The sequence below is a fragment of the Peribacillus frigoritolerans genome, from assembly GCF_030676415.1.
GTDB lineage: Bacteria > Bacillota > Bacilli > Bacillales > DSM-1321 > Peribacillus > Peribacillus frigoritolerans_A.
Window position 1 is genome coordinate 97,537 of record NZ_JAUUTW010000017.1, and the last position, 26,239, is coordinate 123,775.

Consider the following 26,239-nt stretch of genomic DNA (forward strand, 5'->3'; position numbering starts at 1 on the left):
TACTAAACATTTGTTTAACGACTTTCTAGGAATATTTCTATTTAATATGATAAGCCTCAATAACCACAGGGTTATAAAAAAATTGAATATTTAGAATCCTGAACGGGGTATTAATTCTTTTCTATAACTACGTTGCAAGCCAACCCTTTCATGTAAAATAATAAGATAGAAGGGGAGGATACATATGACTTTCAAGCTCGAAGAGCATAAAATCCTGATGGTTGATGACGATCAGCATATCCTAGATTTATTAATAACTGTCTTTGAGAAGGAAGGGTTTCATAATATCTTAACAGCCATTACAGGAACCGAGGCCCTCTTAAAAACAACACAAGAAAATCCGAACATTATATTGTTGGACGTTATGCTGCCAGACATTGATGGCTTTACTCTATGTAGCAAATTTCGCTCGCATACAAATGCCCCCATACTGTTTTTAACAGCAAAAGCAACAGATTTAGATAAATTGCAGGGGTTTAGTTTTGGTGGAGATGACTATATTACGAAACCCTTTAACCCATTAGAGGTTGTAGCTCGTGTCAAAGCTCAATTAAAGCGAACTCCTCAAGTTTCCTCATCTCACTCTCTAAAGCAGGTGTTTGATTATGACTATTTTAAAATAGACCCCAATATGGGAAGACTTATTGTTGATGGAACAAGGATAGAATGCCCAACCCAAGAGATGAAACTTTTGCTCTATTTTTGTAAACACCCTAATCAAATTTTGAGCAAACATCAACTTTATAAAGATGTATGGGGGGAATTTTATGGTGGGGATAGCACCGTAATGGTACATGTACGCCGATTACGTGAAAAAATAGAGGCAGATCCAAGCAGACCTAAATGGATTAAAACAGTTCGGGGATTAGGTTATATATTTGAAGCTGCAACAAGCGAGGATATAAAGTGAAATTAAGAAATCGAGTGGCATTTTACTTTGTATCACGTCTTTTCTGGCTCATGCTTATTTGGGGTTCACTCATCGTGATTAGTACGCTTTTGTTCAGCTTCTTTCTAGGGCATAACAAAATTGAAACTCCACGCTTATCAATTAGCAAAATTGTTGCTGATACGGTTGTTAGAGATCAACAACTTTCAATCAACTCGAAAACAAAGGAAGATTTATTAAAGAACCAGATGTGGATTCAGGTATTAGATGAACAGGGAAATGAGATCTTCTTCTTTAATAAACCCAAAACCATACCGAATCATTATATACCTGGAGAGCTAGTATCAGATTACCTATATCCTGCCAAAAAGGGGTATCAATTATCTACATGGTATGAAACCAAAAACAATCAAGATTTAACATGGGTGTTAGGGAAACCAATGAAAAGCAATAATCCATTTCTTTATTGGATGAATAATCTGTGGATTCTTTCCATCATTGTAATAGGAATTTTAATTGCCTTATTTTTCGGGAAACAATTAGGTGCTCCATTGCTGTATATGGTTTCCTGGATTGAAAATCTATCTAAAGGAAAATATGAAGAACCCTTTGGAAATTTTCATTTTAAAAAACGCCTACTCAATAAAGCCGAATATAAAACATATCAAGAATTGATGCAATCACTTTCTAAACTTACATCAACCCTTCAGAAAAACACAGAAGAAAGAGAGTTATTAGAAAAGACACGGGAAGAATGGATGACAGGCGTATCCCATGACTTAAAAACTCCTTTATCTGTTATTAAGGGCTATACTGTACTATTATCTTCAACTGAATATGATTGGGAACAAGATAAAGTGCGTCACTTTGCTAGAACCATGGAAGAACGTGTGGAGTATATGGAGCAACTGATTGAAGACTTTAGCTTAACTTTTCAATTGAAAAATGAGGCTCTTCCTATACAACGTGAAGAAAAAAATTTAGTAGAAGTCATCAACAACGTTTTGGAACAACTGAAAAGATTGCCAGAATCAGAAAATAAGATTTTCTCTTTTGAACCTAACAATAATACAATTATTTTTAACATGGATGAAAGATATTTAAAGCGAGCAGTTGAAAATTTAATTGCGAATAGTATCAAACACAACCCTCCAAATACTAAAGTTAGAATCATATTACATGAGGATTCGCTTGAAAGAGAAATTCAACTTACAATCGAGGACGATGGGGTAGGAATGGACCAAGAAACAGTTGAACGCTTATTCGACCGTTATTTTAGAGGAATAAGTGCTTCTTCTAATATTTCAGGTACTGGTTTAGGGATGGCAATTGCAAGACAAATTGTTATAGCTCATGATGGTTATATTGAAATAGATAGTAAACCTCAACTTGGTACCAAATGTAATATTATTTTTCCACTAAAACGGGGGGTTAGCTGAAGATTAGAGCTGTCTTTAAGGCAGCTCTTTCTTTATGCAACTAACGGGGCAGGTTAGTTCAACAAAATTATGATTTAACTCAAAAATACGATTATAAGTGTAGCTTGATTCAGGCTTATATCTAGAGAATCCAAATATTGGTATGATACAGTAAATATAAGGAATGTATAGATATCATAACGAGGTGGGACGAGAAATGATAAAGGGTCTTTACGAGGCACATTTACCTGTAAGTAATCTTGAAAACTCAATGAAATTTTATAAAAAGTTAGATTTAGAAATTGCATATCAAAATGATAGATTAGCTTTCTTCTGGATTGAGAAAGGTAAAAGTTGGCTTGGTCTTTGGGAAACAAACCATGTAGAAATTCCGTACCATCCTTCAATACGACATGTAGCTTTACAAATAGATATAGAGGACATGACATCAGCAAAAGATTGGTTAAATAGTAAAGGAATCGAAGTTCGTACAACCTTTGACTTAACTGAAGAACAACAACCTTTAGTTCTTGATAACAATCCACAAGCTCACGCAGCTATTTATTTTGATGACCCAGACGGAAATGCTCTTGAATTGATTGCTCCTTTAAGATTGGACTTTGAGGAATATTTTGGAGACATGTCATTAGAGGATTGGTATAGACGAAATACTGCTCACAACTAATTCTGCTCTGCTTCAGTAACGGATTATTGAGTTTAACAAGGGGATTGCTGTGGTAATCCTTTTCTTTATGCAACTAAACCAGCTAATAGTTAGTCAACATTTTTCAATGAAAACTTAAAATATTTCATGCTATACTAAATTTGTGCATGCCAAATAACCTTCCAATGAACCGTATTTGGAAAGTTTTGTGCTATTTAGTTATACTTTTAAACTAGGTTAGATCTTGGAAAGTCGAGTTATTTTGTAATAGTGCATAAATCCATTGTAGAAGCTTATTAGACATGCTATCACAGCTACTTTAAAGGGCTTTCCTTCTTCACGTTTCTTATCATAGAACTCTCGTAATCTCTTGTTCCGAGGGATGATTTCATCTGTCGTTTTCTTCTTGCGACAATCACGAATGGCACAACGAACGGCCATATATAAGGCATGTCGTAGTCTGCCAGAACCTCTTTTGGTAATCCTATTTACTGTGCCTTTAAATTTACCTGATTCAAAGATACTTGGATCAATTCCGGCAAATGCCACTAGTTTTTTAGGGTGATTAAACCGATCAATCTCTCCAATTTCAGAAATAATCGTTGCAGCGATTTTTTCACCGATTCCAGGGATGGATTGGATAATCTTATATTCTTCAATTTCTTTTGCCAAAGCATCTATCTCGTCTTCAAACCTGGATAGGTGATTTTGGTATTCTAGAAGCATTTTTATATACATCTCTAGGCTTAAAATGTGACTCTGATATAAAGTTCTCTGAAAAGGATTTCGAGCTGAGGCAGCCATAAGTTTCTCTGCCTTTGTATTCGCCCACTTTCTAGAACGACTTGGACAAAGTTCATTAATCCTATTTGCTACAGTTTCTTCACCGACTGCTAATATGTCTTCAGAAGTAGGGAATTCTAATAGAGTAAGCAAAGAAACAACCGAATACAAATCTCCAAAAACCCCTCTATATTCAGGAAATACTTGATCAAGAACAGCCTGAAACTGTAGTTTTGTTTGTACATAGATACCTGTTATATTTGCATGTTGTCTTGAAAGATTACGAAGATTTAAGAGTTGTATCCCTCGTTTTTTATAAGGCTCTAAATCCTCTTTATAGTACAGCTCGCAGAGGTGACGTGCATCGATTAAATCTGTCTTTACTTTCCGTAAACTAGAGCTCTTCGCACGATAAGAAATGAGTGGGTTAACGATAATTAATAAGTAACTTCTCTCCTCAAAATACTGCACAATGGGCGTATGATAATGCCCAGTAGACTCTAAAACGACCGGAGGTCGAATTCCTGTTATGTTTTCTATCTCTCTAAGATATTGGTGTAAGCTCTCTAGTCCTTCAATGGTATGTGCTACTTTAAAACTTCTTTTATAAGGCTTCTTTTTATCCAAGAACGCTTGAACCTGACTTTCACCTTTCGCTACATCCAGACCAACCACTGGATTCATTTTTTATCTCCTCCAAAAACATATTATTGCCGGTAACCCCTAATCCTTCTTGCAGTATCATAGCTTCGCTTGTTATACGAGATCTTGGTCCCAACCAGCCAAATCATGTTTAAGCAAGTAGGGGGCGAACTGTTTAGTTGACGGGGTCCAAGCCCCACGGGCAGGAACGTTCTACCCCAGCTACCGTTATCATATATCGATATAAAAATTGTTCAACCAGAAATATCTGGCTGACCTTATAATACGAAGGGGCAGGATAGCTCTACAAGGGTTTGTTTATTTTTATCTTTTTAAGAGAAATAATATTATGTTTTTGGAGGGAATTATGAGGGAAATTACTTTGTCTAATGGAAAAACAGTTGAAGTCGAATGTTTAAGTTGTGCTTTAACAAGTGGGGAAATAGATCCGGATGGTGGTGTAATAGTCGAAACTGAATACTTTCATGCTCACCAAGACGTTGCATATCCCATTAAAGGTTTAGTAATTTTAGCATCTAAACGCCATATTAAGTGCTTTGACGAGTTAAATGACTTAGAAAAGGTTGATTACATAAACTTATTATCCAAGATTAGAAAAGCTCAAAGGGAAGTATTAGGGATTGAACATGTTTATTACTTTTATAATGAAGATACTACCCACCATTTTCATACTTGGATGGTTCCTCGATATGAATGGATGTACGATTTTGGACGTTCGGTAGAATCTGTTAGACCAGTTTTGCTCCATGCAAGAAACAAATTGAATAATGATGAAAATGTAAAAAGTGTAATTGATGGAATTAAGGCTTTAAAAAAAGAACTATACACTTAATCCTTCCTTGCCATTAAAGGGCCATTTAATTGAGTAAGAGTACCATAAAATTCACCTTTTTTATACAGCCATCTGGTGCTTGGTCGTATGTACAACGATGTATAAAAACCTGTATTAACGATAAAAAATAAACAAAAGCCTATCCCTTGAACTGCAGGGGATTGGCTTTTTTGCTAACTTCATATAATAAATTTTTATGTTAACTAAAAATGCATATTAGATAATTTCAATCAAATTCCCGTCTCTCTGACACAGTCTGCAAATGCAGCGAACGTTTTGCTATGAAACTGTTCTTTTCGGGAAACCAGTCGCGTTGTTGCGAATCGGTACTGTTCCGGAACCGGATGAGCCCGTACGCGATCATCGCTCACAGCAACGGCCGATTTGGTTAGAAGCGTGTACCCGATTCCTGCTCGTACGCAGTTCAGCATCGTCTCCAGCGTGCTGATCTCAACGATGTTCGTGGGGGTTGCACCGATGCCGTGAAGCCAATCTTCGATGATTGCACGTAAAGGGCAGCCCTTCGAAAACACAACCCATGCTGCATTCTCAACGTCCGGAAAAATTGAAGGTTCATTTCCATCCGCGGCAGTCAGAAGGACGACTTCTTCTCGAATCTCATAGGCGACTTGCAACTGGGAAAAGTCAAATTCGCCAGTAAAGAAAGCGCCATCCAACTGGCCGTTCAACACTTTCTCGTAATTAAGCGGCGACGTCCCAGTGATCAGTGATAACGCAACTTCGGGGTATTTGCTTTGAAACTTGGATAACGCGCGAATAAATGGTCCAGAGGAAGCGACCGTCTCCACAACACCGATCACAAGCGGTCCGCATGGGTAATCTGGTTCTTTTACAGCCCTCATGGCCTCCTCCATCTTAAGCAAAATATTCGAGGCATAATTGCTGAAGACGAGCCCCTTCTCAGTTGGTATTACGCCTTTCGGATTTCTCTGAAAAAGCTGGGTGCCAAGCTCCGACTCCATCTTGCGAACCCGCATTGTAATGTTCGACTGAACGTAGCCCAGTTTCTCTGCCGCGCGGGTTATGCTGCCCTCTTCTATGATCGCCATAAACACTTTTAAATCGGTTAACTCCATAGAAAACCCTCCAATTACACATCAATAATTTTGATGGATATATCATTATTAATCATTTTATTATATGGAGTTGATAGAATACAATAATATTAATAAAACAAATCGCGTCGGTGGCAAAAAATTGCGCTGCCACGGTAAACTATAGGAGGAATTCAATATGAGTAAATATTCCAATCTTTTTTCTACCTTCCAATTAGAGTCCCTGAAATTGCCGAATCGGGTGGTATTATCGCCAATGACCCGAACAAGTGCAGAACCGTCCGGGCTCGCAAATGAACGTATGGTCCGTTATTATACCCGTTTTGCGAAAGGTGGTTTCGGTCTCATTATCACGGAAGGCATCTATCCCGATACAGTGAACAGCCAAAGTTATGAGAATCAACCCGGCATAGCCAATGATGCACAAGCTGAGTCGTGGAGACCTGTCGTTCAGGCGGTTCAACGCGAAGGAGGAAAAATTGTCGCACAGTTAATGCATGCGGGTGCACTTGTTCAGCATGACAGATTTACGCCAATCGCTCCGTCAGCAGTAAAACCTGTGGGTAAGATGCTCGAAGATCATGGAGGGAGCGGAGAGTTCGCTGTTCCGAAAGAGATGACCCAAGAGGAAATCCGCAAAGCAATCGACAGCTTCGCACAAGCTGCTCTCCGTGCTAAGCAGATTGGCTTCGATGGGGTGGAAGTCCATGCAGCGAATGGCTACCTTCTTGATCAATTCATCACCGATTATACGAACCATCGAACAGACGAATATGGCGGTTCAACGGAGAGACGAATCCGCATCGTCGTGGAAGTGCTGGAAGCCATTCGTGCTGTCGTCGGCCCAGATTACATAGTAGGTGTTCGTATCTCACAAGGGAAAGTAAACGATTTTCATCACAAATGGGCAAACGGAGAGACGGATGCGAAGATTATTTTTGAACAATTAGCGGCTGCATCCCCAAGTTACATCCATACGACCGAATACAAGGCGTTTGTCCCGGCTTTCGTGGAGAACGGACCGACGCTTGCCAAGCTAGCTAAGCGATACAGTGGCCTTCCCGTCATCGCCAATGGCAAATTAGGAGAACCGGAGGCAGCAAAGCTCCTCATTGAGTCGGGAGATACTGACCTAATCGCTATCGGAACGAGTGCATTGGTCAATCCGGACTGGGTGAACAAAGTACAAGTAGGTAAAAAGTTAATCCCTTTCGACCATTATTTCTTGCACCCTATAGCGACACTGAAAGAAGAAGAAGTTATAGTCTGAGAAATTCCAGTCAATAAAGTCTGATCGTTTATAAAAAAGTTTAATCAAAATCCTGTATGAATTAATACAGGATTTTTCTTTTTTACTCTTGTTGATGTTGTAAAACTCCAGTCATGTTACTCCATTAAAGGGCCATTTAATTGAATAAAAGGTTGCATAAATGCTTCGGAAGTTAACAACTTTATTTGTAATCAACAGCTTTAAGGACGGAAGTTATGCCACTATAATTAGACTTCATAAGGGGGGCGACCTGCTTGGAGCAATCAAAGTATAGAGAACCCTGCAAGGTAAATGTTTACAAGTATATACCACTTAATTAGTAAGTATGGGTGTTTAAGAGGTCGTGAGTTATTCATTACAGAAAAAAAGATTCCGATATTTTCCGCCAGGAACCAGCAGCTGCCTCTTCGTAGTTGGATCAGTTTAACTATGAGCAAATCGAAAAGACATGGATTAAATTTTTACAAATCCCTAAAGATAAGTCATTTGAAGATCTAAAGAATGTTAAAAAACCTGTATTAACAATTATTAATTCATTAGATTCAATACATCCTGAAAAATATGGAGGTTTCAATAAAAGTCATCTTCCATATACTCTTTTGAAATCTATACCATCAAATCAATGTCAAAAACAAAGCATAATGAAGAACTGATTTTCAGTATCAAAGACTTTATAGATAAAGTGAAATGATTTACTATTATGATATAAACCTTGTTCACGTCAAGGGGTTATTTTTCTTAAATAAACTAATGTATGTGCGATTCTTCAAGATGAAGAACGCCTTTTTTTTATTTTAATAGTAAGATTGTGATAAAGTGTACTAAAACTAACGGGTGCTTTAGTTCAATAACAGGGGTTGCTTCGGCAGCCTTTTTGTTATGGCACTAACGAGGCAGGATAGTTGTAAAGTGCTGTATTTATTAGGTGTGCTTTTATTTTTAAGAAGTATTCCATTTTTTTCTTGAATCTATCTGCTCGATTGTTATACTAAGTGCAATAATCCCGAGAGTAGAGTGATAATTGTGAATATTGATTTTCTTCCTGATGACTCTTTTATTGAACCAAATGGTCAAAATATTGATGAAGTTAAAAGTCTAATTAGTAAAGTTATGGATTTGGTTATAGAGAATTCCACTAATTCTGAGCAGCGTCCATTTTTAGCTCAAATAGAAAATTATAATTTTGATGAGTTTTCCATAGAAGGGACTCCTACTGAAGATATTCTTCTACAATTACAAGAAATTTTAAGAAATTCAATGAATCCTCTAACTCCTAACTATATTGGTCACATGGACTCGATGCCAACTTTAATTTCCTGTTTGGGTGAATTTGTAACAACGGCTATTAATAACAATATGTTGAGTCTTGAAATGTCACCTGTATTCTCTCAAATGGAAGTTCAAGTGCTTCAAAAAATTGCAAATATGTTTGGCTTTGATGAAAAGGGTGGGGGAGTAATGACTAGTGGAGGGAGTCTTGCTAACCTTCAAGCCCTTGCAGTTGCTCGGAACCATAAATTACAAGTAAAAGAGGCAGGATTAACTGGACTAATAGGTCAACCAGTTATTTTAGTATCGGAAGCGAGCCATACCTCTCTTCATAAGGCAGCAATGTTATTAGGATTAGGTACTTCTAGTGTAATCGCTGTAAAAAGTAATCATAATTCTCAGATGGATATCTCTGACTTAGAGGAAAAGATTATTAAATTGTTAGAAGACGGGAAAAAACCTTTTGCAGTTGTGGCAACGGCTGGAACAACTGTAACGGGTAGTATTGACCCCATCTTATCCATTGCAGAAACAGCAAAGAAGTATGGGCTCTGGTTACATGTAGATGCTGCTTATGGTGGGGCATTAGTATTTTCAGAAAAGTATCGTCAATTACTTTCTGGTATTGACAGGGCAGATTCTATAACTTTTAACCCTCAAAAATGGATGTATGTTGCAAAAACATGTGCTATGGTTTTATTTAAGAATCGTGAATTGTTGGAAACGGATTTCCGAATTTCTGCTCCATATATGAATGATACAAATTTTACAAATTTAGGTGAAGTTAGTGTTCAAGGCACCCGTCATGCTGACATTTTAAAGTTATATTTGTCGCTTCAACACATTGGATTAAAAGGTTACGACCAACTATTGAAGGAAAGTTATTTATTAGTTGAAGAATTTGTAGTACAAGTTAAAAAACGCTCCTACATAGAGTTAGCAAGTGAACCTGATACAAATTTATGTTGTTTTAGAGGAAGACCAAAATATGTCGATTCGAAACAATGGGACCAATGGAACTTAGAATTGCAACAGTATCTGCTTAATGAAGAACGTGTATTTTTCTCCTTGCCAACTTATAGAGGAGATCGTTGGTTAAGAGCAGTTCTATTAAATCCTTATACTCCAATCTCAACTATACAAAAAATATTTAGTAAGATAGATGAATTTTATATAAATCACCATAGTTATAAATCTAAATCCAATTAAATTAACTGGGTGCTAAAGTTCAATTAATTGGATTTAATTTTCAACAAACGTGTGGATTTTTCAATAAGAATCGCTTTTCTTAATGAACTAACGGGTGCTTTACTTCAATAAGGGAGTTGCTTTGGCAGCTCTTTTTTCTTATGGAGCTAAAGGGGCAGTTCTGTCGCTAAATATGGTAAAATGAGTAAAAAAAGAGGTGCAATATGAAGGTGGTTCTTCAAGCAATTATAGGTTCAATTTCAATTCATGTAATCTATGTAGTAGTTATGATGTTAGTCGGTTATATAAAAACAAAAAACTATAAACCAGATATTGAGAGTGCATGGGATACAGTAGCAACCCTTCAAAACGAGGTAGAGTTTGGGAGTGTTACGCCTCCTTATTTTTATGTATTATCATTTTTAGGAGTATCTGTAATATGTGGAATTGTAATTTTATCGTATGAAAAGTTATTGAACTAACGAGTGCTTTACTTCAATAAGGAAGGTTGCTGAAGCAGCCTTTTTCTTATGGCACTAACGGGGCAGTTTAGTTCAGTAACGTCGCATAAGAGACATATAGTGAACAAAAAAAAGACAGTGTACCACGCTGCCTCTTTTTGTATGGGTTAAAGAAAACGAAGAATTATTTAATCTTCTCTAGTGAACAATTATTCTATGTTTTAATTCTGAATTCATATCTAAAACACCTATCACAATTTGATTATCTTCCGTCAATGTTATGTATCTGAAATAATCATCATCAGAAATCAACAAATCGGTGTCATTCGTCGTTTTTTCCATTTTGGCAAATACATCTACTGTGTACTCAAGGTGAAAAAAATCATCCAATCCCTTGCTTGAGTTACCTACCCAGGTATACAGAAAATCTCTCAGTGTGATTTGTTCAATCACCGATAATTGTTTCTTGAATTTTAACTTATCTACTGTAACGCTTATCATCTTTTAACACTCCTTAACGAGTATTAATTATATACATTGAAGTCTCCTCCAACAATGCTATTTGCGTAACAATCCGTTTACAGTTTAGTTACTATACTAAAGGGGAAGGATAGTTCAATAAAAAACTTGGTTTTTTATGGTAAAATATAAAATATTGTTGGGGAGGATTACTTGGAATCAAATATTATGGTTTTATTCGTATTTTTAGTTTGTATATGTATTAGTTCGGTTCTGAATATACTTTTTAAGATGACAAAAAAAAGAGATTGGCTTATAACATTCTTAATAAGTTTAGGTTTATCAATAATAATAGTTCCTCTATTAAATGGTGGATAAGAGCTGTCTTTAAAGCAGCCTTTTTCTTTATGCAACTATAGGGGCAGGTTAGTTCAACAAGGAATAATGCATTTGAAATAGAATTTATATAGTACGTCAATTAAGGAAGAAGGCTGAATGATATTGATTAATACAGTTTTTTCATATGTTCTTCTCGGTGTGATAATTTTCTACGCCTTGGAATGGGCAGCTGTTGGTTCAGGTTTTAAGGTACTAATTGGTGGGTGTTTTGGTTTACTTTTATATATAGCTATTCATTTTAGTAAGAACAAAAAAATAATGAGTGATATGGAAGAGCTCGATGACAGGCAATAATATCCTAACAGGTGACTTACAATAAGGGAGTTGCTTTGGCAGCTCTTTTTCTTATGGAACTAAAGGGGCAAGTTAAGTGCTAACCCAAAAAGTTCCATTTGTCCATTGAGCAAAGAAAATAATTACGGTAATGTTAAATTCAAGGGTTAATATGCTAAATAAAAGAGGAGGAAAAATCATTAATAAGAAATTAATTTTGGTAAGTCTAGTATTTATGTTTTTAACTGCTTGTTCTAATACTCCTAAAGATCCAGAAATATTTTCAACAAATAAGAAAGAAAAGGAAATTGAATCATTGATTTTTAAGGAACTAGACAAGCAGAAGGTTGACGTTGTTGTAGCTTATGGAATATCCACAGAAACCAACTCAGTTAATTTGGGGATTAGAACTTCAAAAGAAGATTACGATAGTACAAAACAAAATCTGGAAAAAATAGTGAATGAAACTCTTACTAAAAATGGTATAGAAGGTTTAGCAGTAAATATAAAAAAGAAGTAAATTAAATTTGTTGAAAACTGGCCGATAAAAAACGATTTAATGAATTTGTGAAGAAATCTACTTAAACTAACGGGTGCTTTAGCTGAAGATCAGAGCTGCCTTTAAGGCAGCCTTTTTTAATGGCACTTAACGGAGCAGGTTAGTTGTATAAAACAATTATTAATCTATAATTGGTAATATATTCATAATGGTAAAGGGGTTGGGAACTTGATAGAAGGAATATTTGAAGCACATTTGCCTGTTAAAAATTTAGATGTTTCATTGGAGTTTTATAAAAAGTTGGGTTTAGAATTTGCATGGCGTGATGAAGAAACTGCTTTTTTTGGATTGAAAAAGGAAAAAGTTGGTTAGGTTTGTGGGAGGGAAATGAGTATCAAACGCCATACCATCCCTCCTTACGACATATTGCTTTTCGAGTTTCATATGAAAATTTAAAAGAATCTTTAAAATGGTTAGATTCTATTCAAGTTAAAGTCGTGCCATTTGGTAGTAGAAAATCTATTGAGCCATTTATTAGACCATATTCAGAAAATACTTCCGTTTACTTTGAAGACCCTGATGGTAACAGTTTAGAAATGATGTGTTATGTTGAAGTTCCTAATGCTTTAAAACATATTACCGATAAACTGTCCTTTGAAGATTGGGAGGAATTAGCTAAAAGTACATTAAAAAAAGAGAAGGCATAATTATTTATTTTGCTAACGGGTGCGTTAGCTGAAGATCTGAGCTGTCTTTATGGCAGCTCTTTCTTTATGCAACTAAGAAGAAAAAAATGATAAACAGATAAAATGGAATAATATGGAATATTAATGTATAATTGGATTGAAATTAGAAAGGGTGGAAAATAGGGGGTATGAAATGAAAGGCTTTTTTAGATTATTTATAGGAATGTTTTTAATTTCTATATTAACAGGATGTATAGGAGAAGATTATGATGTTGGTGTTCCAACTGCTCATTTATATTCAGAAGACCTTGCTACATCTGTGCAATTAGCAGAAGGAAATGTCAGTTGGAGTTCATCAAGTGGAGATGTAGATCAAAAAATAGATGATATTCAAGAATTCGGATTATCACAAGAAAAAATGAAGGTTACTGCTAACGAAAAAATTTCCTTAGATTTTCAAGAGAACGTAAGAAATAGTGGAGATATTTGGACAGACCCAAAAATAACAGTTGCCCTACTGAAAGACGAACAACGAATTGAACTCGAATTGCATGAAAATAGGGAATTTCAAATCCCCAATAACAAAGGGGGGTACGTTTTAGAAGTTGTATTCACAAGTTCAAGAGGTACTGCCCAATATGTAGGGAATATCTTAATTCAGTGATACAAAAATACCTTATTTTTGAACGGAAAAATATTAGAAGCTTGAAGATACATTTTCAAGCTCATTATAAGTGTATATTTGCTTAGTTTTTCACCTTAGAATGCGGTGTTTGATACCATAAACGCTTATGATTTATTCAAAATCAACCAAGAACTTTAAAATAGCCTTTTCCTTATCTAGAAACGGGGCAGCATTCCTGTATTAACTGAAATACTAAAAAGTTTGTGAAGAAATCTACTTAAACTAACGGGTGCGTTAGCTGAAGATCGGAGCTGACTTTAAGGTAGCTTTTTCTTTATGCAACAAAAGGGGCAAGTTAGTTCAACAAGCTGATACTCTAATAAGCCAGTGAAAACAACATTTTCACGTGGTATATAATAAAAATGTAACTATCCGAACCTTTTAAGAGAGGCGAATAACATGAAGGTAGAAATAAGCTACTTCCCTCCAGAAGAAATAATAACTGAGCCTGGCCTAGAAGCCACTTATCCTTTTGAGATAACCGGTGAGTTCAAATATATCGTAGAGTTTTCTTGTTATATTGATGGGGATTTTACAGATGCCCATGAAGAATTCTTTTGCAATTGGCTGGAGAGCCCAAATTATTACCCTATTTATTCACTTGCGGAAATCTATGATTTTCAACTAGAAGAGTATGAAGAGCTGTTTAAGAAGCAAAATATAGAGTTCAATTATATGAAGGGGAGTAGCAAAGACTCGTTCTTTGTAAAGGCAATTATCCGCAGCCCACAGCAATTTAAACAATATTATCCTTATTTACACGGGAATGGGAGCATGTTGAACTTATCATTATGGTCCTTAAAACAGGATGTCTTCAGACTAGAGGAAAGGGAACATGAGTCACCTTATCCCGTAAAAAGGACTAAAAATAACCGAACAAGACTTATTAAACTAAAATGGATAGCCAATACCCTGATAGCAATTTTAAATGAGAGTTCCACTATGTTTTGGGTAGGGCATGATGGCGATTATATATCCGCATTCTCAAATGATGAAAACTTTTCAACAATAGACTCTCTTCAAAAAATAATGCCAGAAAAGGTTGAGCTGGTGACTGATTATGAATGGGAATAGTGTTTTCCCTTTCCAACCCTTGTTGAACCAACGGGTGCTTTATTTCATTATCAAGAGCTGATCAGCAGCTCTTTTTCTTATGGAACTAAAGGGGCAGGTTAGTTTAAGTGAAGTAATTTATAGTTTGGTTTTATTATTTGTATAATCTAAGGCTAAAGACCGATATTAATTTAGACTGTAGAGGTATAGTAATAATAATCAATAAATGTTAAAATTTTCTTGGTTTAGTAAATGAGTGTATGGTTCTGATTCTTGGAGGGAGGACAACAATTATTAAAAAAGTTTGTATGAAATTTATATTTGCTTTTAGCGTATCTATATTTTTATTCGGATGTAGTATAGAAAAAGAAGACTTGAAAGAAGACCCTGGGCTTGATAAATCCCAAAAGATAGAAGTATCGTCAGAAAAAAATCCAGAATTGGTTTTAAAGGTTATAGACAATCAAGAAGATGTAAGTGAATTTATTAATACACTTGAAGTTGATAGATGGAGTATTGCAGATATTCCTTCAAATTCGACAAAAGGGTATATTTATAAGATGTACCAAGAGGGTACAGTCAAACTTGGAGAGCCTATTACAGTTAAAAAGGAACTTAAACAAATCGCTACAATTATTACATATAAAGATAGTCCTTATATCGAACTTAAAACCAAGAAACTAAATTTGAATTTTAAAGTTCCAAAAGATGTAGCAGAATACCTATCTAATAACGATAATTAAAAACATAACCATACATCAATTTCGTCAACAGTACGTTATATCTTTCTTATTGAATTAAACTAGCTGGTAGTTTGTGAAGAATAGTACTTAAACTAACGGGTGCGTTAGTTCATTAAGAATCACTAAAAATAATCAAACTATTTTTAAAAAATTGTAAACTTAATTACTAGAAAAGAATCCATTTTGATCAATCTTTTTTCAAAATGGATTTTTTTTATTTACACTAATATGGGAGTTCAAGAGGAACGTATGATCAATCTTAATTTCAAAGCTACAACTATTCATTCATTTGAAAAGTGGAATATGGCTTAGTAAGCATTTTCTATAAAAAAAAATAGGATGAAATTTTAAAAAGTTGAATCGTTTTGAGCTATTCATTTATCTAATAAATGGGAAAGGAGGCATAAGTCCTTTGACAGAAAAAGAAGAACTAGTAATCAAAGCTAGAAATGGTGATAACTTAGCATTTCAGATATTAATAGAAGATGAACAAGATGCTTTATATAGATTTGCTTTTATTTATGTGCGTAATGAAACAGATGCAATCGACATATACCAACAAACAGTTTGCAAAGCGCTTACCTCCATACATACATTAAAAGAGCCAGCGTATTTTTCGAGCTGGCTTACACGGATATTAATCAACGTGGCAATTGCTTTCTTAAATAAACGTAATAAAACCGTTCTTATTGAACAGACCGATCTTGAAAAAATAGAAGACCCAAATCAACCAAAAGTAGAAGAACAAATGGATTTATTACAAGTATTAGGGGAGTTAGATGATAAGTATAAAACAGTGTTATTACTCCGTTACTATCAAGATTACCAAGTAAAACAGATTGCCGAAATGCTAAATTGTCCAGAAGGAACAGTAAAAACAAACATTAGGAGAGGTTTAAAAGTATTAAAAAATGCACTGAAGGGGGCATATGTTTATGATTAAGAACAATTCATTTAAAGAAAAAATCAATGAAATACCAGTCCCGCGCGAAAAACTAAAAGAAGTACTACGAATCGAAGCATTGTCGAAGGTGTATCATCAAAAGACACATGATGTAACAGCTCTAAAAAATATAAATTGTACGATACATAAGGGTGAAATGGTAGCGATTATGGGGACAAGTGGCTCTGGAAAAAGTACGTTATTGAATATGATTAGTGCCATTGATGAGCCAACAAATGGGCAACTATATCTATCAGGGAAACGTGCAAAAGATATTTACAAAGAGCCATATGCATCAACATATCGAAAAGAAAATATAGGCTTCATTTTTCAGTCCTTTCAGTTGTTGAAAGATTTAAGTGTAGAAGATAATATTGCTCTTCCCCTTATATTAAACGATGTACCACAAGCAGAAATAGCAAAAAAGGTGAAATGGATGATGGAGAAGTTAGGAATTTCCGATTGGCGAGAACATAGACCAATAGAGCTATCTGGTGGTCAGCAGCAGCGTGTAGCCATCGCACGTGCGATTATCACCAATCCCCCTATTTTACTTGCTGATGAGCCTACAGGAGCTTTAGATTTTAATACAACGAAAGAGATTATGCAGTTACTCGTACGATTGAAGGAAGAAAAAGATCAAAGTATTCTACTGGTAACACATGATCCATATGTCGCGACGTATGCTAATCGCATCCTCTTTTTCCACGATGGGGAAATAGTTGATGAATATATAATGACACAAACAGATTCGGATTTAGATCAGATTTTAGCGAAGTTTAAGTTGATTACTCGAGGTGAGGCGTAGATGTTTAATTTACGTGGAATTTCCATGAAGTTATTTCGTGCGGGATGGCCGAATGTTGTAGCTACAATCTGTACTATCGCCATTTCGACGTGCTTAATCATGACCATGATGTTGTACTCTTTTAATGCAAAACAACATATGGCAGATGAATTATATAAACTATTTGGAAACGTGGATTTGATGGTTGGCTATAATCCTGAACAGCAACAATATGTGACAACGGAACAATATGTAGCAATCAATGACACTGAGGGTGTAGAAAGTACCTCTAAAGCATCTCTAGTTTTTACAGATGTGGATGATCGTCTTCATAGTGTGTACACACTTGGTGTAGAAAATGATAAATTGGTGAAAAGCCGTTATCATTTTACTGCAAACTTAACGGAACATGATGTTATCGTGTCACATACATTAGCTGATACATTAAAGGTTCATGTAGGGGAAGCTATTCAAATTAATGGCTCACCCTTTACTATACGTGAAATCTTATCGAATAAAGGGGTACAAGCAGATGCACCGCAAATGCTACTAGTATCCAATAACGTTGCAAAGCAGTGGATGAGTGCAAAGAGTAACACAGAGGCAATGTTTGTAATGATAAAAACGGAAGATGCGGCGAATGTAACAGAAACATCTGTAACGTTAAAGGCCCTTGACGAGGCCTTACGAGTGGATGTGACTGCTGAAGACCCTTTTATTCAGATGAATGTCCGGACGTTATCCATTTTCATAATTGTGCTTTCTGTATTTATATTAGCGATTACAGGTGTACTTCTTCTGTCAAATTTTCAATTGCTTTTTTATAAAATGAAACAGCAATTCATTATAATGCGTTCACTAGGTGCGACAAGTCAGCAAGTCGGAAAAATTGTCTCTGGACAACTGACAACGATAAATGTGGTTGGTGTCACATTTGGAACCGTTATTACATTTTTTACAGTACGTTTTGGTTTACAATATTTTGTATCTTATTTAGGGCTGCCAGAGAGTAACAATTTATTTTTAGTTGTGCCTGCTTTCATAACAGCTGGGATTTGTTTTGTTGTGCTTCAATTATTTGTATGGATTCAGGTACAACAAAGCTTACGGATTTTGCCGATGCAATTAATGACAAATAATGAACGAATCGATGTAGCATTTTCAAAGAAAAAAGGAGTAGCAATTACACTACTTACGATAGTTTCTTTACTGCTGATGTTCATGAGCCAATTAAATCAAGATGGAAGAGGAGCCTTATTGTTACTCATTGGGGCACTTCTATTCTGTTTGACACTTATTCTCATTTTCCCACTGTTATTGAGTAATGGTTTAAAAGCTATTATGAAACCGGCCCATCGTTTATTTGGAAAAGAGGTAGCATTAGCCATTAAAAACATGATGCCTCAAGTAAAAAGTAATACATCTGTTGTGCTAAGTATCATTTTTTTAATGGTCATTTTAATTTTCGGTAGTTCTATCATGAAAACCTTACAGCAAAACGAAGAAGCCTATTTAACTGAACAATATGAAACACCGATTATAGTAAAAAACACCTTAGGATATGATGCCTCAACGGATCTGGATATTCAGCAACTATTACGCGATGTTAAGGCAATTTCGACTGTGCAAGATGTATATGCGAAAGGGATAAATGATGCACTCGACATGAAAACGGCTGAAGGATGGAAACCATTCAATTTTAGTGCTATTAACATGGCTAAAATGGTCGAACTCGGAAAAATTGATCATTTTGAAGGAGAGTATGAAGAAGGGATTGTCATTTCAAAACAATTTGCGAAAGATCATGATTTATCCCTCGGTGACAAGGTAGAAATTGGCCAGTTTAAAGATACCCTTCAAGATGTTGCACCACTTGGATATTTAACAGTTGCGGCTATTACGAGGGAGCCTTTAGAGATGGCAGATTTGTATGTAGACTGGTCCGTTCATCTGCCTTTTGAGAGGAGTTTAGTATTAGATGAGCTATTTGTTCAGACTAGTGACGAAGAGAAAACGATGCTCGCTTTGGAGGAATTAAAAAAGAAGTATCCCGAGCTTACCATAAGTAGTTTTAAAACAAGTATAGAAGAGGCCGATAGGATGTTTCATCAGCGTTGGGGACTGTTTACTGGGGTGCTTCTCATTTTAATAGCTGCAACTTGTCTTGGGGTATTTCAATCATTAATGCATTACATTTATTCAAAAAGACAAGACTACGCAATTCAACGCCTAATTGGGTTGACACCGAATCAGTTAGCCAAGCTTATCGTTGCACAAATTCTTCTCTTTATAACATATAGCATCGTAGCAGGTAGTATTGTTGGTTGCACATTAACGTATGCCTTAGCAATGATTGATTCTACGGGAACATTATATTTTGACGTGCAAACCATTACAATGGTAAGTGTTGGCTTCATTGTTCTTTCAGTCCTCCTATTTGCTAGACAAGGCTGGCTGCTAACTCGTCAAAAACTAATTGATGAAATTCATTAAATATCGCTTGTGTTTACTTCATAAAAAGGGTTGCTTCGGCAGCTCTTTTTCTTATGGAGCTTACGGGGCAGGATAGTTGCATAAAGACATTGGATTTTTATGGTAAAATAAATCGAGGAGATGGTTATTTGAGTACATAAAAAAGAGGTTCGAAAAATAGACAGGCTATTATTTGGGCTATAATCACTATTGTTTTATTTGTAATTTGGCTTTTAACAAAATAATTTTTATTCAACTAAAGGTGTGTTAGCTGAAGATCAGAGCTGTCTTTAAGGCAGTTTTTTCTTTATGGAACTAAGGGTCAGGTTAGATAAGTTGTAATTATATACCACATCAACTATGGCAACACTTAGCAAAAGAAAGTTCGATGATTTACAAAGTAGGTGATACATATGAAAGTATGAAAAAAAATAATTGAATTCCTCAACAGAATAAAAGACATAGATATATGGGGAGACAGGAACGAAGGTTTATCCGATGATGAAAGGGAACGTATAGACAGAATTCCAACTCAAAATCCGTATGGAATTGTAGGGTTGATTATTGGTGGATTTGCGTTCTTATTTCCCCAATACGGCATTTCTATTATTACTCTTATCTTTTGCGTAGTAACCTTTTTTACTTTTGATAAGGAAAAAGAAGATAATCCTTGGACGTTTTACATAGGTATAATACTTTCTTTGCTGGGATTATATATGTTCATTGCAGGTGAAGCTCATAATTTAATAATCTAAACTGTTTCCACAAGTAATTCTTGAACGACGTAAAGCTATTAAAAGCTAATACTTTTGAAGTTTTCACAAGCTATTTCTATAGCAGATGCTGATGTTTATTATAAGAACCTTTTTCTTTAAAACTAATATATTTTTCTGTGTGAGTGACTAATACCTTTATGCAACTATCGGGGCAGGAGAGTTCAAGAGTGCATATGGAGTTGTTCAACAATTGGGCCATATTCTTGAATAAGAGAAGGAATTATTAGTAAGTAAAACCGATCTATAAGTTATTCAATTAACGGGGAGTTTAGTAAAGAAGCTAGTTAATGAGAAGAGACTTTAATGGATATTAATCCAAAAATTGGTTATTCTAACAGCAGATCTGTTATCAAACAGAGGAAATATAAATCCGGTGATTGTCTGAAAAATATGGTTTACAAAAAAACAGAAAAGGAAGGTTGATTCTACATGATAGGAACGGAGAGTAAAAAACAAGAAATTTTAAAAGCTTACCAGTTCAGACATGCTTGCAAGGCATTTGATAACAACAAAAAGATTTCGGATGAAGATTTTCACTTTATTTTGGAGACAGGAAGATTATCTCCAAGTTCAGTTGGCTTAGAGCCTTGGAAGTTTGTCGTGATCCAGGATGAAGCGCTTCGCGAAAAATTAAAACCTGTATCCGGCGGTGCCCAGGGACAACTGCCCACTGCCAGCCATTTTGTAGTTATATTGGCTAGAAGAAAAGAAGGCTTAAGGCATGATTCGGTTCACGTGATCAAAATGATGAAAGACATTCATCATATGCCTGAAGAAGTTGTGCAAAGTCTTTCCGGTTTCTATAAATCCTTCGTCGAAACAGAACTCGAAGATAATGACCGTCTCATTTTTGAATGGGCAAGCAAACAAACATATATAGCATTGGGAAACATGATGACAGCCGCGGCTCAAATTGGTATTGATTCCTGTCCGATCGAAGGTTTTGATAAAAAGCAGGTGACCTCTATTTTACAAAATGAGGGTATCATTACCGCAAACGATTTCGGTGTAGCCTGTATGGTCGCTTTCGGATATCGGCAAGAGGATCCCAAACGTCCAAAAACAAGACAAAATCTCGATGAGGTTGTTGAGTGGCGATAAACTTAAGATGATATTTCTTAGCATCAGGAGACATGTTCACAAAGACATGTCTCCTTTAAATGTCATTTTGGGATAAGTCCCAAAATAGCTATATAAATGAAAAACTGGAACGGAAGGCGAAAATACCTACGTTTTAAAAGATACGCATTTGAATCGTGTTTAATAAATTGTTCCATTAAAGGGCGCTATTTTTTAATATGAATCGCTTTTCTTAATGAACTCCCATGAAAATTAAAAAAGCTCAAAATCCAGAAAAAATCACAACAAAATAGACCCAGTAAAAATGCTTTTTAAAAAAAGGCTGAGACTTATGAGTGATCTGATTGAGTTTGGTAAATCGTTAAACAAAAACCTCCAATTATAGCAAATTAAGTAGAGGCTAGCGCGACGACCAAAAAAGGATTAATCTCCCATGAGTGCTACCCATAAAGGGCGCGACAGTCGGTGGTACACCGTGGTCGTCGGAGTCAGACTAACGGATGGGCTCAAAGGACCATAGTTCAACGACCTTCTTCGTCAGCCATTAAAACATTATCGACATAGAGACCAATTTTCATTCTCTGTGGTGAAGCGCCGATTTCGCGCTTCATGGATGGCTAACGGGGCAGTGAATATTACAATAAAAGAAAAATGAAGCAAGGTGATATTATGGTTGGAACGTTTTTAAGTTTTTTTGTTATCTTTTTTATTATAGCAAGGCTTGTTAGCCAAATGGGTAAGATAAGCTGGATGCCACTGATAAGAACAACTACGAGACAAGATGCAATATTAGCCATAATCTTTTCATTAATTGTCTGTTTTACTTAATGAATAAAACACTATTTAGACCATGTTGAAATATCAGCAAGATCGGAGCTGTCTTTAAGGCAGCTTTTTCTTATGGAACTAAAGGGGCAGGTTAGTTCATTAAGAATACATTCCATTTTTAGAAATAATTGTTATAATGAAATAGAATATTTGTTAGGAAGGTTGTTGTTCAAGGTGGAGTATAGTTATGAAATCTAAAAAGACAGTATTAATTATAGCTTTGGGTATTATTTGTATAGCTATCTTTATAAATCTATTAAAGAAAGATTTATGGGATGTAAACGAAGAGTTGTTAAAAGAAGAAGTGTTATCAATTGGACATTCCGTTGAAACAATAAATTTATTAGAAGTAACACCGTTTGACTGGGATGTAGTATATTCCTTTGAACCATATACCCCGTCAGATCATATATATGAAACGGTAGGTTATAAATGGGATTCTATTAACGCAACTGTAAATGAAGGAATGAATCAAATTGTATTCTTGAACGATGGAAAAGTGGTCTGCTATTTATATGGTTATCCTGAGAATAATGGATATGGTATATCTTTTGAATCTGAGAATTATAAAGATGCAGTTTATATGCTTAATATTAAGGATGATTTAAATTTTCAAGTAGAACGAAGAAACAGTGTTGTTTATTTGAGAAGCTAAGCAAGGATATGATTTCTTCAACTAACAGGTGCTTTACTCAATAAGGGAGTTGCTTTGGCAGCTCTTGTTCTTATATTTGTGAAGAAATGTACTAAAACTAACGGGTGCTTTAGTTCAATAACAGGGGTTGCTGCGGCAGCCTTTTTTTAGGGCACTAACGGGGCAGTTTAGTTGAGTAGAATAAAAAAATGATAAACAAGTAAAATGGGATAATATGGAGTATTGATGTATAATTGGATTGAAAGTAGAAAGGGTGGGGATTTGAAAAAATCGTTTTTGTTCAACATCTTAGCAGGACTTATAATCATTGGAGTACAGGTTTTTCATATCGCCAAAGGGGCAAATTTTTTATTCCCTGTTATTATAATAGGTTTATTTGTAGTTTCGTTTATTATGGAACGAAAGGGTGTTAGCTCCTTTTACTGGGCAGGAATAACCGTCTTTTTGTTGTTGTTCTCCTTATGGACTATGCTTCCGCAATTGTTTTTTGGACCTTAGAACTAAGAAAAACCCGGTTGTTTGTGCAGAATTGTACTTAAAGTAAAGGGTGCTTTACTTCAATAAGGGAGTTGCTTTGGCAGCTCTTTTTTCTTTTGGAGCTAAAGGGTAGGTTAGCTCAAAAAGAAAAATGGGTTAATGTGGTGAAATTAGTTTAATGATTTTTCTTTAAGGAGGTAATCTAACATATTAGCTAACAAAAAGAAAAAGATACAAATGAAATATAGAAAGAGAATTAAGGAAAAGAAAGAAGCAGATGAAAATAATAGTAAAAAAGTGTTTGTTATTACTATTTTCATTGTTTTATTTATATTGGTGACATACTGGGGACGATTTATTTCAATCTGAAATCCCTAAATAAATTAGGAGTTGTTTATATGAGTGGTGATGGGTTAATCTGGCTTGTTTTAGTTGTCTCTCTTTTAATTTTGAATGCCTTGGCTATTTCTTTATACAAGAGAAATAAAATGCCTTTGTGGTTATCCGGTATATTTATTGGAATTTTAGGGCCTATAATAGCGTTTATAGCAGGTTATTTTTTTGTGAAGATTGATCATAATAATGGTGGTACTGGAGAAGGGGCAGGATTTGGAGCTGCATTTATAGGTTTAATTATAGTTGCTAATGGAATTATCTATCTAAACATCGGTATTATTTCCAAGGTTAAAAGTTTAATCAATCAAAAAAATATAAACCAATAATGTGAAAAATAAAAAAGAACAAGTATTGAATTAGCTCATTACTTGTTCTACCTTCTGTTTTAGCAAACGAAGTTTTCTTATGGCACTAACGGGGCAGGATAGTTCAAGATTACATAAGGAGTTGTTCAACAATTGGGCCAGATTGCGAAGGAAGAATTGCTGACTTTACAAAAGGTAAATTAGTTAAGGATAAATAGTGGTGAACCGAAAAGAAGGCGCTTTTGAGTGGAGCTATTATTTGGAATTTAATGCATAAGATTGGAACCAATGCCCATTTCAAACGTAAGTAATGTAAAAGACTAAGGTTGGGAGGCATAAGTATGAGGCAGCTTTATATAAAGCAGAAGGTATTCAGTCTTAGCGGGAAATTTACAGTAAAGGATCAGCAGGAGAAGGATATATATTACGTGGAGGGAAGTTTTATGCAAGTTCCAAAGACTTTCTCCATTATGAATACAGCAAGAGATGAAGTAGCACTCATTACGAAAAAGGTGTTCAGCTTTTTACCAAAGTTTTTGGTTGAGGTGAATGGTCGAGAGGTATTAACAATAAAGAAGGAATTTTCCTTCTTTAAAGCACGATATACAATTGATGCGGCAGGCATTGAAGTACATGGTAATTGGTGGGATATGGATTTTCAAGTTTTACAGCATGGTAAAATCGTAGGCAAAGTGGGCAAGGAGTGGTTCACTTGGGGCGATAGCTACAAGGTTCAAATAATAGATGAAGAGATGGAAACCATTATTATTGCACTCGTTGTTGCAATTGATTGTGTGAAGGCTGATCAAGCAGCTGCTTCCTCAGCAGCGTCGATTTAAAGTTTTTAAAAAATCACTGCTTGAATAGGTGCGGTGAACCGTATCATAAATAAATGACAAGGCCATTTGGTACCAAGGTTTTATATTCGTTATTCAGAAATCGAGCGCGATTCTTGAATAAGGTTCGCTTTTCTTATAGAACTAACAGGCTGAAGATCGGAGCTGTCTTTAAGGCAGCTTTTTCTTTATGCAATTATCGGGGCAAGTTAGTGCAATAAGACGTGTTCCTATAGTGATAAGAGAATTGAAAATGGATAAGTCTCTTCATTTAGATGCAATTTTGTTATTTATTATAGGATGGATAGCATTTATTGATTCTTGTTTCTAATGGAAAAAAGAACATCAGAAATTTAATAAGCAAGTATTCATCGTCCGTCTCAACAGGTAGTTTTATAGAGGACTTTATAGTTGTAGGCTTACTCGGTATCTTTCCTTGGTATGAAAATAAAATATTAATGCTACTGTATGGATGACAGAATTGATAATAAAGAATGGGTTGGAGGATATTAAATAATGGGGAAATTATTGTTGGGAGTATTAGAGGTAGGTAGTATCACTATTGATAGTGATACTACCTTGACCAGCATTAGAAATCAAGTTGCAGATTCTAAGATTATAGAAGGTAAGCCAAATAGTTTTGTTTATTTTTTATCTCCACAAAAAATATATTCAGATTCATTTTTCATACAATTAATATTTATAGATGAGAAGCTTATTAAAGTTATTTTAAGGGCATATTCGGAAACCGAAGAAGATGGTATGACCCTTGCTAAAAGACATAGGCGATGGTTAATAGGACTATTAGGTGAGCAGTTAGGAATAAAGAACCAAATAGATATCGACTGGGGGATAGTTAAACCTTGCCTAGATATGAGAAGTGGTCAGTCGGAGATTCATATTTCCTATTATTAAAATGCTAGGTGAATATTTTATGAGCCTTGTTCAACTAAATGGTGCGTTAGCGCCATAAGAAGGCTGCCAATTGTCGGCCTTTTGAACGTGCGATTCTTTACATTATCATACATTCAAATCAAGTAAAAATTCCCTTGTTCAGCTAAAGTGTGCGTCGTACTAGAAAATGTTCACTGATTATCAAGACCGCGATCTATATGAGCGAGCCAAAAAGGAAGGCATTCTCATAAGAGAAGAAGAAGTCGTTTCAGAAAATAAAAAACCACACAACGAAGTGTGGTTTCAGACTGTAGACAAACTCGATGAAAATCGAGTTTGTCTATTTTTATGGATTGTACAATTTGGACGTTGATTTCCACTCCAGGCACTCGCTTTCCGCGGGCGGTCGGGGAGCCTCCTCGGCTTTCGCCTGCGGGGTCTCCCCTAGACGCGCTTTTCCCGCAGGAGTCTCGTACCTTC

General features: G+C 35.5%; 22 protein-coding genes and 2 pseudogenes. 21 read left to right on the forward strand and 3 right to left on the reverse strand.

What is annotated here, in order from left to right; all coding sequences use genetic code 11:
• Positions 1–184 precede the first annotated feature (184 nt).
• The 3 genes from Q8G36_RS16920 (at position 185) to Q8G36_RS16930 (ending at position 2,992) form a co-directional block, all read left to right on the forward strand.
• Positions 185–910 carry a response regulator transcription factor gene (locus Q8G36_RS16920; RefSeq protein WP_214751461.1) on the forward strand — a complete coding sequence of 242 codons (726 nt, stop codon included), beginning with the start codon at positions 185–187 and terminating at the stop codon, positions 908–910.
• A complete protein-coding gene (locus Q8G36_RS16925) occupies positions 907–2,328 on the forward strand; it encodes a sensor histidine kinase (RefSeq protein WP_305160904.1) in 1,422 nt (473 codons plus the stop codon). Before Q8G36_RS16920 ends, Q8G36_RS16925 begins: the two co-directional genes overlap by 4 nt.
• Positions 2,329–2,524: 196 nt before the next feature.
• Positions 2,525–2,992 (forward strand): VOC family protein, encoded by a 468-nt coding sequence (locus tag Q8G36_RS16930; RefSeq protein WP_305160903.1) that lies wholly within the window; start codon positions 2,525–2,527, stop codon positions 2,990–2,992.
• Between the two features lie 211 nt (positions 2,993–3,203).
• Here Q8G36_RS16930 and Q8G36_RS16935 read toward each other — a convergent pair.
• A pseudogene (locus Q8G36_RS16935) lies at positions 3,204–4,438 on the reverse strand (IS110 family transposase).
• A gap of 325 nt (positions 4,439–4,763) precedes the next feature.
• Here Q8G36_RS16935 and Q8G36_RS16940 point away from each other — a divergent pair.
• A complete protein-coding gene (locus tag Q8G36_RS16940) occupies positions 4,764–5,249 on the forward strand; it encodes an HIT family protein (protein ID WP_305160902.1) in 486 nt (161 codons plus the stop codon).
• A gap of 230 nt (positions 5,250–5,479) precedes the next feature.
• Here the strand turns inward: Q8G36_RS16940 and Q8G36_RS16945 are convergent, their stop codons facing one another.
• Positions 5,480–6,346, reverse strand: a complete 867-nt coding sequence (locus Q8G36_RS16945) for a LysR family transcriptional regulator (RefSeq protein ID WP_305160901.1) — start codon at positions 6,344–6,346, stop codon at positions 5,480–5,482.
• Positions 6,347–6,503: 157 nt separating this feature from the next.
• Between Q8G36_RS16945 and Q8G36_RS16950 the strand changes: the two genes are divergently transcribed.
• From Q8G36_RS16950 to Q8G36_RS16960, 3 genes are all read left to right on the forward strand, one after another.
• Positions 6,504–7,595, forward strand: a complete 1,092-nt coding sequence (locus tag Q8G36_RS16950) for an NADH:flavin oxidoreductase (RefSeq protein ID WP_305160900.1) — start codon at positions 6,504–6,506, stop codon at positions 7,593–7,595.
• A 1,023-nt stretch (positions 7,596–8,618) separates the two neighbouring features.
• Positions 8,619–10,073 carry a pyridoxal phosphate-dependent decarboxylase family protein gene (locus Q8G36_RS16955; protein WP_305160899.1) on the forward strand — a complete coding sequence of 485 codons (1,455 nt, stop codon included), beginning with the start codon at positions 8,619–8,621 and terminating at the stop codon, positions 10,071–10,073.
• A gap of 203 nt (positions 10,074–10,276) precedes the next feature.
• The gene (locus Q8G36_RS16960; protein ID WP_305160898.1) at positions 10,277–10,534 is read left to right on the forward strand and encodes a hypothetical protein; all 258 of its coding nucleotides are present in this window, start codon (positions 10,277–10,279) and stop codon (positions 10,532–10,534) included.
• A 177-nt stretch (positions 10,535–10,711) separates the two neighbouring features.
• On the opposite strand, the gene Q8G36_RS16965 is transcribed toward Q8G36_RS16960, so the two are convergent.
• Entirely contained in the window at positions 10,712–11,014 is a 303-nt protein-coding gene (locus tag Q8G36_RS16965) for a hypothetical protein (RefSeq protein ID WP_305160897.1), read from the reverse strand.
• Between the two features lie 453 nt (positions 11,015–11,467).
• Between Q8G36_RS16965 and Q8G36_RS16970 the strand changes: the two genes are divergently transcribed.
• From Q8G36_RS16970 to Q8G36_RS17040, 14 genes and pseudogenes are all read left to right on the forward strand, one after another.
• Complete coding sequence (locus tag Q8G36_RS16970; RefSeq protein WP_054399311.1) at positions 11,468–11,665, forward strand: hypothetical protein; 198 nt, start codon at positions 11,468–11,470, stop codon at positions 11,663–11,665.
• Positions 11,666–11,816: 151 nt separating this feature from the next.
• Positions 11,817–12,164, forward strand: coding sequence for a hypothetical protein (locus Q8G36_RS16975; RefSeq protein WP_305160896.1), 348 nt, complete (start codon positions 11,817–11,819; stop codon positions 12,162–12,164).
• 207 nt (positions 12,165–12,371) lie between these two features.
• A pseudogene (locus Q8G36_RS16980) lies at positions 12,372–12,850 on the forward strand (VOC family protein).
• Positions 12,851–13,022: 172 nt separating this feature from the next.
• Positions 13,023–13,493, forward strand: a complete 471-nt coding sequence (locus tag Q8G36_RS16985; RefSeq protein ID WP_305160895.1) for a hypothetical protein — start codon at positions 13,023–13,025, stop codon at positions 13,491–13,493.
• Between the two features lie 420 nt (positions 13,494–13,913).
• The gene (locus Q8G36_RS16990) at positions 13,914–14,588 is read left to right on the forward strand and encodes a hypothetical protein (RefSeq protein WP_305160894.1); all 675 of its coding nucleotides are present in this window, start codon (positions 13,914–13,916) and stop codon (positions 14,586–14,588) included.
• Positions 14,589–14,875: 287 nt separating this feature from the next.
• Entirely contained in the window at positions 14,876–15,310 is a 435-nt protein-coding gene (locus tag Q8G36_RS16995; RefSeq protein ID WP_098186145.1) for a hypothetical protein, read from the forward strand.
• Positions 15,311–15,722: 412 nt separating this feature from the next.
• Positions 15,723–16,253, forward strand: coding sequence for a sigma-70 family RNA polymerase sigma factor (locus Q8G36_RS17000; protein ID WP_305160893.1), 531 nt, complete (start codon positions 15,723–15,725; stop codon positions 16,251–16,253).
• On the forward strand, positions 16,246–17,061 hold the full coding sequence (locus Q8G36_RS17005; RefSeq protein ID WP_305160892.1) for an ABC transporter ATP-binding protein: 816 nt from the start codon (positions 16,246–16,248) through the stop codon (positions 17,059–17,061). The genes Q8G36_RS17000 and Q8G36_RS17005 overlap by 8 nt, the downstream gene beginning before the upstream one ends.
• Complete coding sequence (locus Q8G36_RS17010) at positions 17,062–19,533, forward strand: ABC transporter permease (protein WP_305160891.1); 2,472 nt, start codon at positions 17,062–17,064, stop codon at positions 19,531–19,533.
• A 1,184-nt stretch (positions 19,534–20,717) separates the two neighbouring features.
• Entirely contained in the window at positions 20,718–21,389 is a 672-nt protein-coding gene (locus Q8G36_RS17020; RefSeq protein WP_305160890.1) for an NAD(P)H-dependent oxidoreductase, read from the forward strand.
• A gap of 994 nt (positions 21,390–22,383) precedes the next feature.
• The gene (locus Q8G36_RS17025; RefSeq protein ID WP_305160889.1) at positions 22,384–22,851 is read left to right on the forward strand and encodes a hypothetical protein; all 468 of its coding nucleotides are present in this window, start codon (positions 22,384–22,386) and stop codon (positions 22,849–22,851) included.
• Between the two features lie 875 nt (positions 22,852–23,726).
• Entirely contained in the window at positions 23,727–24,050 is a 324-nt protein-coding gene (locus Q8G36_RS17030; RefSeq protein ID WP_305160888.1) for an ABC transporter permease, read from the forward strand.
• A 320-nt stretch (positions 24,051–24,370) separates the two neighbouring features.
• Positions 24,371–24,868 (forward strand): LURP-one-related/scramblase family protein, encoded by a 498-nt coding sequence (locus Q8G36_RS17035; RefSeq protein ID WP_305160887.1) that lies wholly within the window; start codon positions 24,371–24,373, stop codon positions 24,866–24,868.
• Positions 24,869–25,381: 513 nt separating this feature from the next.
• Positions 25,382–25,780: a hypothetical protein gene (locus Q8G36_RS17040; protein WP_305160886.1), complete on the forward strand. Its 399-nt coding sequence runs from the start codon at positions 25,382–25,384 to the stop codon at positions 25,778–25,780.
• The last annotated feature ends 459 nt before the right edge of the window (positions 25,781–26,239 follow it).

Bases quoted from the DNA above. Each gene is read 5' to 3' on its own strand.
- Q8G36_RS16960 (WP_305160898.1), top strand. From the start codon at position 10,277: ATGAAGGTGGTTCTTCAAGCAATTATAGGTTCAATTTCAATTCATGTA.
- Q8G36_RS17030 (WP_305160888.1), top strand. From the start codon at position 23,727: ATGAGTGGTGATGGGTTAATCTGGCTTGTTTTAGTTGTCTCTCTTTTA.
- Q8G36_RS17005 (WP_305160892.1), top strand. From the start codon at position 16,246: ATGATTAAGAACAATTCATTTAAAGAAAAAATCAATGAAATACCAGTC.
- Q8G36_RS17040 (WP_305160886.1), top strand. From the start codon at position 25,382: ATGGGGAAATTATTGTTGGGAGTATTAGAGGTAGGTAGTATCACTATT.
- Q8G36_RS16945 (WP_305160901.1), bottom strand. From the start codon at position 6,346: ATGGAGTTAACCGATTTAAAAGTGTTTATGGCGATCATAGAAGAGGGC.
- Q8G36_RS16965 (WP_305160897.1), bottom strand. From the start codon at position 11,014: ATGATAAGCGTTACAGTAGATAAGTTAAAATTCAAGAAACAATTATCG.
- Q8G36_RS16950 (WP_305160900.1), top strand. From the start codon at position 6,504: ATGAGTAAATATTCCAATCTTTTTTCTACCTTCCAATTAGAGTCCCTG.
- Q8G36_RS16990 (WP_305160894.1), top strand. From the start codon at position 13,914: ATGAAGGTAGAAATAAGCTACTTCCCTCCAGAAGAAATAATAACTGAG.
- Q8G36_RS17010 (WP_305160891.1), top strand. From the start codon at position 17,062: ATGTTTAATTTACGTGGAATTTCCATGAAGTTATTTCGTGCGGGATGG.
- Q8G36_RS16975 (WP_305160896.1), top strand. From the start codon at position 11,817: ATGCTAAATAAAAGAGGAGGAAAAATCATTAATAAGAAATTAATTTTG.
- Q8G36_RS16940 (WP_305160902.1), top strand. From the start codon at position 4,764: ATGAGGGAAATTACTTTGTCTAATGGAAAAACAGTTGAAGTCGAATGT.
- Q8G36_RS16920 (WP_214751461.1), top strand. From the start codon at position 185: ATGACTTTCAAGCTCGAAGAGCATAAAATCCTGATGGTTGATGACGAT.
- Q8G36_RS16970 (WP_054399311.1), top strand. From the start codon at position 11,468: ATGATATTGATTAATACAGTTTTTTCATATGTTCTTCTCGGTGTGATA.
- Q8G36_RS16930 (WP_305160903.1), top strand. From the start codon at position 2,525: ATGATAAAGGGTCTTTACGAGGCACATTTACCTGTAAGTAATCTTGAA.
- Q8G36_RS17025 (WP_305160889.1), top strand. From the start codon at position 22,384: ATGAAATCTAAAAAGACAGTATTAATTATAGCTTTGGGTATTATTTGT.
- Q8G36_RS17020 (WP_305160890.1), top strand. From the start codon at position 20,718: ATGATAGGAACGGAGAGTAAAAAACAAGAAATTTTAAAAGCTTACCAG.
- Q8G36_RS17035 (WP_305160887.1), top strand. From the start codon at position 24,371: ATGAGGCAGCTTTATATAAAGCAGAAGGTATTCAGTCTTAGCGGGAAA.
- Q8G36_RS16995 (WP_098186145.1), top strand. From the start codon at position 14,876: ATGAAATTTATATTTGCTTTTAGCGTATCTATATTTTTATTCGGATGT.
- Q8G36_RS16985 (WP_305160895.1), top strand. From the start codon at position 13,023: ATGAAAGGCTTTTTTAGATTATTTATAGGAATGTTTTTAATTTCTATA.